The organism is uncultured Nevskia sp. (assembly GCF_903885465.1).
GTDB lineage: Bacteria > Pseudomonadota > Gammaproteobacteria > Nevskiales > Nevskiaceae > Nevskia.
Map to the genome: position 1 here is coordinate 1 of NZ_CAISIQ010000292.1, position 13,152 is coordinate 13,152.

Genomic DNA, 13,152 nt, shown 5'->3' on the forward strand with positions numbered 1-13,152 from the left:
CGAAATCGGCTGCACGCCCCTGCCAACGCAAGAACCCGCACAGAGTTGGATTGCCGTCTCCTGGCAGCCAGATCCAGACGTACGAGCCAATGGCTTTCATCGGTCAAACGTCAAGCTCGGGCCGCGAAAGCTTTCGTCGAACCCTTTTCGGCGCGTACTTCAGAGCGTGCTGCCGCACGTCTTCGTTGCTTCCTGCCGCTGGGTCTGGCGACAGCCCCAGCAGGTTGCATGCTTCGATAATGGTGCCGAAAGCGGTACCCGGTGCTCCGGATTCGATCTTCTTGATCGTGGTGCCAGAAACGCGCAGTCGCTCCGCCATTTCGGTCTGCGTCCAGCCCCGCTCAGCACGAGCAAGCCGCATCAGTTCTCCGAATCGCGAGGCAAGGGAGAGGACACTGGCAGGATATTTGATCGCTTCCATAACGGCTTCAATAATACATAAATTATAGTTTAAGGGTAACTATAGCACCCATTAAACAAGCCGACGATGCGATCGTGCCTTGGTGTGCTCGTCGATCGCTGCGCCGCAAGATCACCCCGGCCGAGTGCACAGCGGCATCGGTCGACGACGCCCATCGCGATGCCGACATCGGCACGCGCAAGTGAGTCAAGCGAAATCCGTCCGCAGTCGTCGCCGTTTCCAAGATTCCGCGACCGCAACCCCCTCAAGGAGTACCGTACTTCTACGAGACGGGCGCGTGCTGGCCAATGGTGGCTTCAAATTCGGATGATCGACCTCAGGCTTTTAGTTGGACCGAATGACCTTAAGGCTCGGAGCCCCATCGATGATCAGCGACTGCCGGTAGCGATCGATCGGGAAACGGAATGTGCCCCGGAAATTGACGCTGGAATACCGAACCGGACTGATGTGGCGCAGCATTTCTTTGCTGACCGAGACCCCTTTGGCCTCAAGCGATGTGACAGCAGCTTGCATGCGATTCGCCTGCCAGGCGATCACCAGGTTGGAAAGCAAAGTGAGGGCACCGGAGATGGCAACCATCTCGTCAGGTCGGCGACCGCGGTCATGCCGCACAGCTCCGAGATGGATCGCATGCTGGAGCGTGTGAACATGCTCGCCGCGATTCAAAAGCCGTGTGATCTCGCGCCGAAATATTGGATTGGTGAAATAGTCGCAGAGGTAGATCGTCCGTAACAGACGCCCCAACTGCTGTGCAGCCCGGTAGATCGGATCGCCCTGGGCCGCAGACCCAAATCGCTGCAGGGCAGTGACGGCACTGATCGTTCCATTGCTGATGGAAGCTAGAACCCGCACCAGATCGTCCCAGTGGGCGCGCACATGTTCGAGATTGAGGGTCGAATCGACCACCTCCTTGATGGATTCGGGAACAGCCATGCCTCGCGGCACCGTCAAGCGCCGCTCGCGCAAGTTACGGAGGCGCGGGCAGAGGTCGAATCCCAGACCGTGGGAAACAGCCATCGCCACGTCGGTGTAGCCATGGGTGTCGACTGCCAGACGATTGAGGTCGAGCTGGGTCTGACGAATGACGCCTTCAATGGCGACCCCGGCCTGGCGTTCGCCAAGCACGATGGGCTGGTGATAGATGATCGACCAGCGATCGTGCACATGGGTGTACATGCCTACGGAAGGCGTCTGGCGACGCGGATCAAGTCGTGCATTCCAGAGATGCCGGGAGGTCGTCAGGCTCATCATGTCGGAGGACGCCGACTTGCCGTCGCCCCACATCGCGATGATCGGCAGCTGGTTGATGAACTCAAGGACGAGGGCATTGGCTTTATCGATCGCGTTATCAAACTCCAAGCCCTTCATCGCACCTGCGACATCCGCTGAAGTCAGCTCCGTCACCATCATGGCGACACCCGAAGCTGTCATGTCTGTGCCCAAACCCAGGACGCCAGCGTAATTCAGGAGCAACTCGCGATCGCTTCTTGGAAGCCGGCCTTGCAGCGCTTTGGAAAACCGCGTCAGCACATCCATCTCAAGCATCAGCTCAGGCAGCTGGATGCTGCCGATCTCCTGGTCGATCATGAGGCGCACTGCCGAGACTTCGGGCGCCTCTCCCTCTGCCTCAAGGCGGTCGAGACTGATGTCGTTTTCCTTGATGTCCAGCTCGCCGCGCCTCAGCGCCGAAGCGACCGCTTTGAGCCCTTGTTCAGCGGCCTTGATCAAGGGATTGAGGTAGTCGTCGACATTGGCGGGTAGGCGCAGCAGGCCATAGTGGCGACGCTTCTGCTTTTCCCAGTCGGCAGCCGAAATCAGCAGATGGTCGCGATCGCGGAAGGTGTTGCTGTAGTCCACCCAGCAGCTGCCGCGGCGGAAACCTTTCCGAAGATTCAAAAGGGTTTCCGCCTCAAACGCCCGCATGGCGCGCTCGCGATCCGCCTGCTCCCCAACCAGCGGTTCCCAGAGTTTGGAATGCCCCTTTACGTTTTCCGGTAGGGCTGTGCGGCTTTTCTCGTAGAGATCGCGAAGGGTGCCGAGCCCGGCGAGACCTTTGTCGTCGTCGTTGCCTTTGACATCCAGATTGGCCAGCCGCTTGAGAAGTGGGCGGATTGACTTGTTCTGATCGACCAATTCCGAACGCACCGCTGCAGCCCGAGTCGGAAACACTTTGTTGCCAAAGGTTTGCTGAAACTCAAGAATTTTCTCGCGCAGCGCAGTTGCGCCAAGCTTTTCGTCGTTCGCCATGCCGAAGATGGCGGTCAGTGCCTCGCGGTAGCTTACGACAGTGGTGGCATCCGCCTTTTTGACGTTCTGAGCCGCGCGGCTGACGATGTCGGAGGTCATCTTGCCGGTCAGCTGGATAGCGGCATCTGAGGCTTGGCTGAGACTGACCTTGAGAAATGACACCAGCTGCAGGATTTGCGATTCCGGCTTCAGACGCTTGAAGCTTCGCGGGCTTCGCTGCTGCATCAGGCGCGCATAGTCCTGTAGTCGCTGCGAGGAAACACCGGGTAGCTCGACCGCGTGGATGCCAAGGCTGGTCAGAAAGTCGATCTTCTCGAATATCGACGCAACATTTTTCGGGGAGCGTCGTCGTGGCGCGCTTTGCAACCATTCCAAGGTGGAGCGACCGTCTTTGCGGCTGGCGAGCAGCGCATCTGCCCATACTTGGCGTTGCTCCGGCGTCGTCGCCTTGCAGATCGTGACATAGGTGGACTGCTCGGTATCACTTGAAGCTCGGACGCAAAGTTCCCGAATCGCATAAAGACCAGGGATCAGCACCTTGCGATCCACCAGCCATCGACAGGCGAGATCTATCAGCCGGTCAACCGAACTCGTGCCATTGCTCGCAGCCCTCATGGCAGCGAGCAGCATGGCTTCCTGCCGCTTGGTGATGGCCTGGATTCCCAGATAGGTCATCGCCCAGGCTTGATGTTGAATGCGGGTATTCTTGCGTTTGTAGATCCCTCGAATTGAAGCGATAGACGGCGCTTCCAAGCCTAGCTGATCACCAACGAACTTCAGCAGCGGTCGGGGGAGGGTATTGAAGGAGTTGAGTCGGCCACCAGACAGCCGGACAAACCCAAGCTGGATCGCAACAGCAATCCTGAACTGCTTGTTGAACCCCGCGCAGATCGCCTCGATGTCCTTGGGGGCGAGCGTGAAAAACTCTTCCATCTCAAAGGGAGTCAACTCGCCGGGCAGTTCATCGATCCCGAGAAACCGTTCTTTCCACTGCGACACTGACATCCCCTGTGACGGAGTTACCCGAATGTATCAGCGCGCTTTGGGAATAAATACTGAACCCAGTCCGGTCTTCGGACCGACCAGTCTGTGGGTTTCGCTTGCCCGCAAACTTAGGGGGCTACCATAACCTATTGATTATTAAGGATTATTTGAAAATAATGCTTGTAAGTTATTGATTTATATCGAATTGCAAACCGCCGCTTTTTCCTTCTTCAACCAGATGACCCCAAATCCTGACCCTGGAATCACTGGGTCTGTGCAAGACCGGCGAAGGCGCGCAACTGGCCCCGAGTGGCCACACGAAGATGGGCGGCGCGCAGCCGGTCAACCCGAGCGGCGGGCTGCTGTCGCGCGGCCATCCGCTGGGCGCCACCGGGACTGCCCAGATCGCCGAGATCGTCTGGCAGCTGCGCGGCCAGGCCGGCGAACGGCAGGTGCCCAACGCGAAGCTGGGCATGGTCGAGACCATGGGCGGAGGCGCGGCCGGCATGCAGGGCAATGCCGCCGTGGTCACCGTGCTGGCGATCTGAGCCCATGAACCACCCAGGCGCTGGCCCGGAGCGAACCGCGGAGATCGCCGCGAAGGTGGAAGCCTTCGTCCGCAAGATCGTCGCGCCCTCTGAGCGGCAAGCTGACGCCAGCGACGGCTGCATTGCCCTCATCACTTGAGTGGTTCAGGAAGCGGCTCGAGAAATATGGCGTTGCCGCTGATGTGTGCGAATAGACCGATAAGCTCGTTCAATTGGCATCCTTCATGACTTGAGATGAAACGCGCAAAGTAGAGCTCGATAAGGCACCGCCTGCGTCCTAGCGCTACTAATGATCTGTGCGGCTCCGGGCCGCGCTACGGGCGTTTCGTGAGGTAGTGCATCGCCACCGCTGACGCCAGACCGACAACAGCGAAGCCCGCCGTCATGAAGAACACGTGCTGATAGCCGACGGCACCGGGGTCATGATCGAGCAGCGCGCCGATCAGGGGGCCGGCAAAGACATCCGGCGTGTAGCCGATCACCGAGACCAGGCCGACGGCGCTGCCGGTGATGGCCAGCGGCAGCCGCATTTCGTTCATCACCGCGTAGTAGACGCCGCGTACTCCGTAGATTCCGAGGCAGGTGACGACGATCGTCGCGAATAGCACCAGCGGCACGCTGACCGGCAGCAGCCCCGCGCCGAGTGCGGCGGCACCGCCCGCGAGCAGGATGAATCCGATGGCCAGGGTCCGCGTACCGCCGATGCGGTCGGCGAGCAGGCCTGCGCCGAGCGCCGCGACCGGACGCGTCCAGAAAGTGAGTGCGCCGAGGCGCGCGGAGGCGATGTCGTCGTAGCCGAGCACGTCGTGCGCGTAGAGGCCAAAGTTGTCGGTGACCTTGTAGGCAACGTAGGCACAGACGATCGCGATCGCCTGCAGCCAGACCGTGGGGAGCCGCGCAGCAGCCCGCACGCCGATCCAGTTGAGTTGCCGCTGCGCACCGGTCGTCGCGGGCGATGTGGCGGGAGGCAGCGCGAACCAGCTCAGCGCTGCGGCGAGCACGGTGAATGCCGTGGTCGCGACAATGATCGCCCGCAGCGCGCTGCTGCGTTGCGCGGCGGTTGCCGCCGAGACATCGAGCGGCAGCAGTTGCGCGAACATGACAACGGCCGCCGAGGCGAGCAGCGCCGCGAGCAGACCGCGCCCGCCATCGAGAACGCCATAAGCGCGGCCCTGTGCATCCTCGGCGCCCCATTCGCGCGTGGCGCGGATCAGCGCAGCCCAGAACAGCAGGATCGTCGTCAGCCCCCAATAGCCGTACAGCGCGATCAGCATCGGAATCGACGGAATCGACGCGAACACGATCCCGCCCGCGGCCGTGGCGACCAGCGCGACGGTGATCAGCGTGCGCGCCGCGAAACGATCGGCGAGCGGCCCGCCGAGCAGGTACGAGACCATCGCGACGATGCCGTACACCGAGAACGCGCTGCCTAGCTGCAGGTTGCTCAGCCCGAACACGGCGAGGAAGGCGCTGCGGAAGACTCTCGCCACAACGAAGGGCAGCATGAACACCGCCTCGCCGGCGATGATCAGCGCCAACATCGCGATGGTGCGACGGCTCATGCGGGAAGGCGGCCCCTATATCGAAGTGCTGCTGCGCTCATCCTCAACGCCGTGCATGCGCAGCTCCGCGAGTTGGACCTGTCGTGCAGTCTAGGGAAAATCGCGGAGCATGCTGATGAAATGGCCGGAACCCGCGGTACCCACAACGGATGGTCCCTGCGCGAGCGCGACAGCTCGCGGGATGTTGCTGCGCACGCGGGATTGGCCAGAAATTGATACGTCTGCGCACGGGGCGCTGAACACAGCTTTCTCGTCTGCCGCACTGATACTGAGTGGTAAACAAGCCCGCCTCTCTGCTCGGATAAATGAATGTCCGCGTCCACTCTCCCCTACCCTCGATAACGGCATGTTGTTGTGCCGCCGTTTCATCTGACCGAGATGTGTCATTGGTTGCCAGCGGGAAATGGCCGCGTTGCTCCAGGCTACTCACCACGAGCTCGCGATGAGCAGACGATCGTCAGCTTCGTTGCTCTGAATTTCTCGAATGTCTCCGGAACTTCGACGGTGTACATCCGAAATGCTGACCGAAGACCCGGGTAAAGTGCGGCACGTCGGAAAACCCCCATCGCGCAGCGATGGCCTGAATCGAACTGCCGTCATGCCGGTTGGCCAGGTCGTGTGCGCATCGCTCGATTCGAAGCGTGCGGATGTGCGCGGCCACCGAAAGACCAGCGTCCGTGAAGGCCTGCTGCACATAGCGCGTTGAAACCCCGAAGCGGCGCGCGAGTGAGGCCGCGTCCAAGTCCGGATCTGCCAGTGAGGCACGAAGCGCTTCGACAGCAGACTTCACGAAGTGATGGCGAACGAGCTCGCGCCCGCTGAGTTGCTTCGGCGCTGCCTGGCGTGAGGCTGATGCAATCAGATCACATAGGTGCGTGGCGATTTCGGCGCGCTGATCGGATGCGAGATCGTCCGGTTGATCCAGCAACAGTCGCATGAAGCTGACGGCTACGCGGCCCATGCCCTTCTGACCATCCACAGGTTTGGCGAAGACCTCGTCCGGCCTTGCCGTGAAGGGAAGCAGTCGCGTACGAGGAAGACGCAGCGACAGCACTTCGAACGCATCTTCAAATTCCAGACGATACGGCCTTGCCGTATCCACGATGGTGAAGCTGCCCGCGGGCACGAACACCGCGCGCCCTTCTTGAACCACACGGCCGACGCCCGCGAGCTGAAGGTTGACGAACAACCTGTCTTGGGGATCGACACGAATCTGGTCGGCTCCGCGTCGCACGGACTGGGCGCAGGACTTGATGCGGGCAACGTTGACGTCACCGAAGCTGTCCAAGGTGACCGAACTCGGAAAGGCCTTGGATCGCACGGCCGCTTTCGGGTCGAGCGCCGCGAACGCCTCGCAGATCACATCTCGCCAGAAGCCGAAGTGGGCCGATTCCGGAAGCCCGTCCGTAGACCAAACGTGCATGTGGACTCCAGCACTTCCTGAATGCGTTCGAGTGTGCCCATCGCGCGCCGTGCCGGTCAATGAACACGGATGCGCAATTTCGCAAGAAGCCGCGCGCGATCACGCAAAAGGCGCGTCGCACGGCGGCCGACACTTGCACACCCCTCCTGCAGATGCCAGCCATGCCCCTCGATTTCATTCTCACACCCGCACAACGGACATTGCAGGCCGATGCGCGTGCCTTTGCACGCGAGGAACTGAGCCGGACGAGGGCGGTCGCGGAACATTTGCCAACCCCGGAACAGCGCTTCGCGGCGACTCGCCCGATCTACGAGAAGGCGATCGCCGCCGGCTTTCTCAATCGGCTGATCCCGCAGCCGTTCGGCGGTGGCGGTTCCGGCCTGATGGACATGGCTGTGGTGGCCGAAGAGTTCTACGCGGTCGACGTCAACGTGTCGCTCACACTGTTCGCCAACTTGCTCGGCCTGATGCCGCTGTTCCTTGCAGGCACACCGGAACAACTCACCCGCTTCCTGCCGCCATTCCTGGACAGGCGGGGCGCACCGCTCGCCGCACTCGCCAACAGCGAACCGGGCGGAAGCGCGAACTTCATGCTGTCAACGCCCTTCGGCACGCGCACGACCGCACGTCTGGACGGCGACTCATGGGTCATCGACGGCGAAAAGCACTGGATTTCAAGTGCCACGGGCTGGGATGCACGCGGCGCGGACCTGCTCTGCGTGGTGTGCCGATCTTCCACCCCGGACGGGCTGACCATCCTGGCGGTGCCACGGCCGGAACGAGGACTCACGCTGATCGAGGCCGTGGATACCGTCGGACATCGCGCGCATCTGGTACCGCGATTCAGGATGGACGGGGTGCGAGTTCCGCTCGATCACGTCATCGGTGTCGTGGGTCAGGGGCGCGCCGTGGTCGATGCCAGCTTCACCGGCACCGCCGCCTTGGTCGGCATCATGGCGGTGGGGCTGCTGCGCGCGGCTTTCGACTACACACTCGATTTTGCCAAGACGCAGAGTCGCGGAGGAATGCATCCGATCATTCAGCATCAGGCCGTCGGTTACGCCTTGGCTGATGCCAAGACCTCGCTGGAGGCGGTGCGTCAACTTGGCTGGCGAGCTTGCCTGGCCATGGACGCGCAAGCCCCGGGTGCGACGGAATTGGCGCTGCATTCCAAGATTTTCGGCTCGGAGACGGCGGTGCGCGTGATCACAGAACTGATGCGCGTGGTGGGGATCGAGAGCTATGGCCGCTCCTCGCCGCTCGGCGGACTACTGCAGGACGCACTGGTCCTGCCTCTGTTCGACGGCGGCAACATGGGCGTACGTCGCAGGCAGTTGCACGAATTGTTGATGCATCCCGACTACGACGCACTGAACGCCAGCTTCGGCTGCAACTGAATCGCCATGAATGAGCTTGAGGAAAAGAACATGACTTCCGACCGACGCACCGTGCTGATCACCGGCGCCACCAGCGGCATTGGCTTGGGGCTGGCCGAAAGATTCCTGCGCGAGGGCTATCGCGTCGTCGGCACGGGACGCTCGACCGAGCGACTGCAGGCCACGGCCACGCAACTGAAGGCTGGCGAACGGTTCCTCGGTGTGGCCGGCGATGTCGCCGACCCGGACACGGCGCGCCGTGCTTTCTCGGATGCGATCGGCGCGTTCGACCATGTCGATGTGCTGGTCAACAACGCCGGCCTGTTCACGGCCAAGCCCTTCATCCATTTCACTGCTGCGGAGATCGACGAGCAGATCGCCACCAATCTGAAAGGCATGCTCTACCACTCGCAAGAGGCGGCTCGGCACATGAGCGAGCGTAGGCGCGGCAGCATCGTGAGTATCACCGCGTCGCTCGCCTTGCAGCCGGACCACCGCGTGCCCGCGCTGATGAATGTGGCGCTCAAGGGTGCCGTCAATCACGCGACGAAAGCCCTGGCGCTGGAACTGGCGCCGTTCGGAGTGAGGGTGAATGCGGTGGCGCCCGGCGTTGTAGCCACACCGATGCACGGACCTGACGTGAACGCAGCCTACGGGGCCATGCACCCGCTCGGCCGCGTCGCGACGATCGACGAGGTTTGCGATGCCGTGTTGTACCTTGCGCACTCGAACTACATTACCGGCGTGGTGCTGCCGGTCGATGGCGGATCAAGTGCAGGCAAGTAAATCCGTGCGCGTCGTACGTTCGAAGGACCTGATCGTTGAACGCTTGGGTGAGCTCGGCATCAGCTTGCCGGAGGCACCGCAGCCGCTGGGTGCCTACCTCCCGGTCGTGGAATCAGGATCGACGCTGTACGTTTCGATGCAGGGCCCGCTCAAAGACGGCAAGAGCCCATGGAGCGGCTTGCTCGGTCGGGAGGTTTCGATCGAGCAGGGTCGCGACGCGGCCCGGCAATGCGTCTTGAACTCCCTGGCACAGATCCAGCGGCATCAGGGCGGCTTTCAACGCATCGCAGCCATCGCACGGCTCGACGGATACGTCGCGTGCACCGAGGATTTCTTCGCCCATCCTGCGGTTCTCGATGGCGCCTCAGATCTGATCGCAACGCTGTTCGGCTCGCAGGCGGGACATGCACGCTCGGTCTGCGGCGTTCGCAACCTGCCTGGCAACGTTCCTGTCGCGCTGATGCTCACGATCGCGCTCCGGTCACGAGCGTCGCGCGTTCGAGATCAATAGTCAGAGTTCGCGACTCCCCGCGTCAGGTTTCAAGATAAAGCGCTTGCCGGCTTTGAGGGTCAGCAGGTTAGCGACGTGGGTGACTACAGGACTGCTTTGGAGCGGCGCGGCTGAAGCTCCGAAAGGCGCTTCCGGCTGATACCGGCGCTTCCCTACCCGAGATAACGGCAGATTGTCGTTACCCTGCCCGCCTACGTACCGGTCTTGAGAAACAAGCCAACCAGCAACACGGTGATCAGCACGATCCAGGCATCGCCGATCAATCGCATCCAGCGCGGCGCATGGCGAATCTCCATGAAGTCGCGCATCACCAGGCGTACCTTGATGAAGGTGACGACGAGGATCGCGGCACCGGCCTGGCGGGCATCGTCGAAGCCGGCGCCATGACCGAGCTGCCAGGACAGCGTCGTGGCGATGATCAGCAGCGCCCAGACCGCAGTGACTCTCGACAGCAGCAGCGCCTTCATTTCGCACCCACCAGATAAAGCAGCGCGAACAGCACGATCCACAGCAGATCGACCAGATGCCAGAAGCTGGCGCCGGACTCGAGATTACGCAGCTTGGCCGGCGCGAAATTGCCGGAGCGGCTGTAGAGCATCAGCGTGGTCAGCACGCCCATGCCGATGACGACGTGGATCAGGTGGATGCCGGTGTAGCTGAAATACAGCATGAAGAAATCGTTGGTGGTCAGTGTCAGATCGGCGCGGATCTTTTCGTTGTACTCGAAGACCTTGACGACGATGAAGCCGAGGCCGCAGAGCAGCGCCAGGCCGAAGCAGGCGACCACCACTCGCCTCATCTGCCGCCGTGCCGCCTGGATCGCGGTGGCGACCAGCCAGGAGCTGCTCAGCATCAGGATCGTGTTGACCAGGCCCCAGGTCTGGTTGAGCCGCGCGTGGCCTGCCTGGAACACCGTGAGATCGCCGGCGCGGTAGACGAGGAAGATCACGAACAGCACCGAGAACATCAGCAGATCGCCGGCGATCAGCAGCCAGATGCCTGCCTCGCCGGGGATGTGGCCCTTGCTGCCACGCGCGAGCGCCGTGTCTTCGCTGCTGTCGGACATTGCGCGGTCGCGCGTCAGGCTGCTGCCTGCAAGGCAGTCCGCTTCAGCGTGTTCAGGGTCACGAAGCTCATGACCATGATCCAGCCGAAGAACACGATGTAGATGAACCAGAACGAGATCGCGCCGTCGTAGGCGAACGGCCCGGTCTTGACGAACTCGATCAGCCCGGCCGGCGTGATCAGCACCGCGCACCACAGGTTGAAGAAGGCGACCCAGCGCGGATAGATGGTCGGCAGGTTGTGGTCACGGAAGATGGCGGTGGCGATCAGGACCATGAAGATCGCGAACGGCGGCCAGCTGAGGATGAAGATGAACCAGACGTAGTCGTTCATGATCTGGATGAACTTCGGGTCCATGCTCTCCGGCCGGAACGCGATCATCGCCCAGGTGATCGGCATCAGCAGGAAGAACACCCAGGCGCCACCGGCGTTGGCGATCGAGGCATAGGTGACCACGGGAATGCCGCGCTCCATGCGCCGCATGCAGACGACGATCGAGATCGCCCAGGTGCCCCAGAACGAATAGCAGATGCACTGGATCAGCGAACCGATGCGGATGCCGATCTTGCGGTCGATGAAGATCTGCGCCAGCTCTTCCGCACTCAGGTTGGGCGATGGCGGCGGGATGAAGCCCATCAGGAAGCCCTGGGTGATCACCAGCGAGATGACCAGGGCAATGCCCGACCAGGCCAGCAACTTGGCGACCGCGACATCGCGGGCGAGGTACTGCTCGGGTCCTGTGGTCGTTCCTGTCGATGGCGTCATCCCTTCATTCCCCTTGGTTGTTGTTCTGTGTGGTTCGGCCAGCAGCGCAGCGGTGACGGTTGCGTGGGCGCCGATGCGAGTGTGTCAGCGTCGGCTGATTGCGCGCTGTCACCGAAGTGACAGTTGGCAAACTTCTTCGCTTTTAGCGGCTGGCGCGCAATCGGACGCTGTCGCCGCAGTTGCTGCTTAGCAGACACGCCGAGGCCGATAACTCGAAGCGGTCGTCGAGGCACAGCGTGATCGACTCCAGCTCTCGGCGCTTGCAGCGCAATGCCATGGCTTGTTCGTTGAGCCCCGGGTTGTCGTCCTTGATGGCCGCGATGACATCGGCCGGCGTGCTGAACTGTTCCGGACTGCCCGGCTGGTAGCCAACGGGCCAGCTCATGCGTCGATCGACATGCTCAGCGAACGCCGCGTAATCGGTCTCCGACAAGCCGGAACAACGGCCGTGCCGCTGCCAGGACATCCGGGTCCGGACCCGGTTCTTGGTGAAACGCGCCATCTGGCCGACAGTGTCTTGCGAGAGCTGCGCGCCGTCATCGCAGTCATCGGCGATGCGGCCGTCGACGATTCTCACCAACTCCTGCAGCACGAAGCCATTCGCCTGCTGACACTGCACTTCGCGCGAATCATGGTGTTGACTGCAGTATTGCGGGCTCCAGACGAACTCGGCCATCCAGCCGGATTCGGCCCGAGCCGAGAACGGCAACGTGAGCATCAGCAGCGCGACGATGGCCGTTGGGCGCATCAGTTTGATGGGTGTCATCGATCTTTCTTCCGTCGGAAACCCGCAACTCATCCGAGACGCCATTGCGACTGTGCCGGCGACTCCTGGCCTGTCGCTTCTCCGGTGATGGCGTCGTCCTGCTGAATCTGCGTCATCAGGTTGTGCTTCATCCGCGATAGCAGATCATCCAGCAGGCGCTGTTCTTCACTGGAAATGCCCTCCATGATCCCGTCGTTGCTGGCGTGGGCGACCAGGCGCATGTGCTCCAGCACCTCCCGGCCGCGCTCGGCAATCTGCACGTGCTTGGAACGACGATCGCCCGGTACCCGCTGACGGCGGACGAAGCCAGCCTTCTCCAACCGCATCAGCAACTCGCCGATTGCGGCATTGCCGATTTCAAGCAACTGCGCAAGCTCGTTCTGGTTGCGAGGACGTCCCTCGTCACGCGAAAGATTGAACAGCACCCACCATTGCGAACGGGTAATGCCCAGATGGCGCGAGCGCTGGTCGTACAAGGCACGGCGCAATCGCGACACATCGTGGATGAGGTAACCAGTACGCAGGAAGCCATCGAGACTGCGTCCTGCCATCGGTGGCTTGATCGGTGCGGTCATGACGAGCGTGCCTATCCGGCGCGAGCTCTGAGCGCCTGATTGCGTTCGATTTCGGTGTTGATGAATTTGACCCAGTTGGCGGCAGCTTCGGTCTGGGACTCGGATCCGGACGCTTGCGAGAAC

13 protein-coding genes and 1 pseudogene are annotated in these 13,152 nt (G+C 61.9%); 5 read left to right on the top strand and 9 right to left on the bottom strand.

Annotated elements, in window-relative coordinates; genetic code table 11:
* Positions 1 to 103: 103 nt before the first annotated feature.
* Both QZY06_RS11280 and QZY06_RS11285 read right to left on the bottom strand, forming a co-directional pair.
* Complete coding sequence (locus QZY06_RS11280; RefSeq protein WP_295684223.1) at positions 104 to 421, bottom strand: helix-turn-helix transcriptional regulator; 318 nt, start codon at positions 419 to 421, stop codon at positions 104 to 106.
* Between the two features lie 324 nt (positions 422 to 745).
* On the bottom strand, positions 746 to 3,667 hold the full coding sequence (locus tag QZY06_RS11285) for a Tn3 family transposase (RefSeq protein WP_295684225.1): 2,922 nt from the start codon (positions 3,665 to 3,667) through the stop codon (positions 746 to 748).
* 230 nt (positions 3,668 to 3,897) lie between these two features.
* On the opposite strand from QZY06_RS11285, the pseudogene QZY06_RS11290 reads away from it, so the two are divergent.
* Both QZY06_RS11290 and QZY06_RS11295 read left to right on the top strand, forming a co-directional pair.
* Positions 3,898 to 4,200 (top strand): annotated as a pseudogene (locus QZY06_RS11290) (thiolase family protein); the annotation flags it as partial.
* A gap of 4 nt (positions 4,201 to 4,204) precedes the next feature.
* On the top strand, positions 4,205 to 4,339 hold the full coding sequence (locus QZY06_RS11295) for a hypothetical protein (RefSeq protein WP_295684230.1): 135 nt from the start codon (positions 4,205 to 4,207) through the stop codon (positions 4,337 to 4,339).
* 175 nt (positions 4,340 to 4,514) lie between these two features.
* Here QZY06_RS11295 and QZY06_RS11300 read toward each other — a convergent pair whose 3' ends face one another.
* Both QZY06_RS11300 and QZY06_RS11305 read right to left on the bottom strand, forming a co-directional pair.
* Positions 4,515 to 5,762: a nitrate/nitrite transporter gene (locus QZY06_RS11300; protein WP_295684233.1), complete on the bottom strand. Its 1,248-nt coding sequence runs from the start codon at positions 5,760 to 5,762 to the stop codon at positions 4,515 to 4,517.
* A gap of 457 nt (positions 5,763 to 6,219) precedes the next feature.
* The gene (locus QZY06_RS11305; RefSeq protein ID WP_295684237.1) at positions 6,220 to 7,185 is read right to left on the bottom strand and encodes a helix-turn-helix domain-containing protein; all 966 of its coding nucleotides are present in this window, start codon (positions 7,183 to 7,185) and stop codon (positions 6,220 to 6,222) included.
* A gap of 59 nt (positions 7,186 to 7,244) precedes the next feature.
* On the opposite strand from QZY06_RS11305, the gene QZY06_RS11310 reads away from it, so the two are divergent.
* From QZY06_RS11310 to QZY06_RS11320, 3 genes are read left to right on the top strand one after another with little or no spacing between them, the layout of a single operon-like run.
* Positions 7,245 to 8,582 (top strand): acyl-CoA dehydrogenase family protein, encoded by a 1,338-nt coding sequence (locus tag QZY06_RS11310; protein WP_295684240.1) that lies wholly within the window; start codon positions 7,245 to 7,247, stop codon positions 8,580 to 8,582.
* Positions 8,583 to 8,612: 30 nt separating this feature from the next.
* On the top strand, positions 8,613 to 9,347 hold the full coding sequence (locus tag QZY06_RS11315; protein ID WP_367275617.1) for an SDR family NAD(P)-dependent oxidoreductase: 735 nt from the start codon (positions 8,613 to 8,615) through the stop codon (positions 9,345 to 9,347).
* A gap of 4 nt (positions 9,348 to 9,351) precedes the next feature.
* Positions 9,352 to 9,858, top strand: a complete 507-nt coding sequence (locus tag QZY06_RS11320; RefSeq protein WP_295684246.1) for a RidA family protein — start codon at positions 9,352 to 9,354, stop codon at positions 9,856 to 9,858.
* A gap of 191 nt (positions 9,859 to 10,049) precedes the next feature.
* On the opposite strand, the gene QZY06_RS11325 is transcribed toward QZY06_RS11320, so the two are convergent.
* The 5 genes from QZY06_RS11325 to QZY06_RS11345 all read right to left on the bottom strand — a co-directional run bounded on the left by QZY06_RS11325 (position 10,050) and on the right by QZY06_RS11345 (position 13,029).
* A complete protein-coding gene (locus tag QZY06_RS11325; RefSeq protein ID WP_295684248.1) occupies positions 10,050 to 10,325 on the bottom strand; it encodes a cytochrome C oxidase subunit IV family protein in 276 nt (91 codons plus the stop codon).
* Positions 10,322 to 10,924 (bottom strand): cytochrome c oxidase subunit 3 family protein, encoded by a 603-nt coding sequence (locus tag QZY06_RS11330; RefSeq protein ID WP_295684250.1) that lies wholly within the window; start codon positions 10,922 to 10,924, stop codon positions 10,322 to 10,324. The genes QZY06_RS11325 and QZY06_RS11330 overlap by 4 nt, the downstream gene beginning before the upstream one ends.
* 14 nt (positions 10,925 to 10,938) lie before the next feature.
* A complete protein-coding gene (locus QZY06_RS11335; protein ID WP_295684254.1) occupies positions 10,939 to 11,688 on the bottom strand; it encodes a hypothetical protein in 750 nt (249 codons plus the stop codon).
* A gap of 142 nt (positions 11,689 to 11,830) precedes the next feature.
* Positions 11,831 to 12,454, bottom strand: a complete 624-nt coding sequence (locus QZY06_RS11340; RefSeq protein ID WP_295684256.1) for a hypothetical protein — start codon at positions 12,452 to 12,454, stop codon at positions 11,831 to 11,833.
* 29 nt (positions 12,455 to 12,483) lie between these two features.
* On the bottom strand, positions 12,484 to 13,029 hold the full coding sequence (locus QZY06_RS11345) for a MarR family winged helix-turn-helix transcriptional regulator (protein ID WP_295684258.1): 546 nt from the start codon (positions 13,027 to 13,029) through the stop codon (positions 12,484 to 12,486).
* Positions 13,030 to 13,152 lie beyond the last annotated feature (123 nt).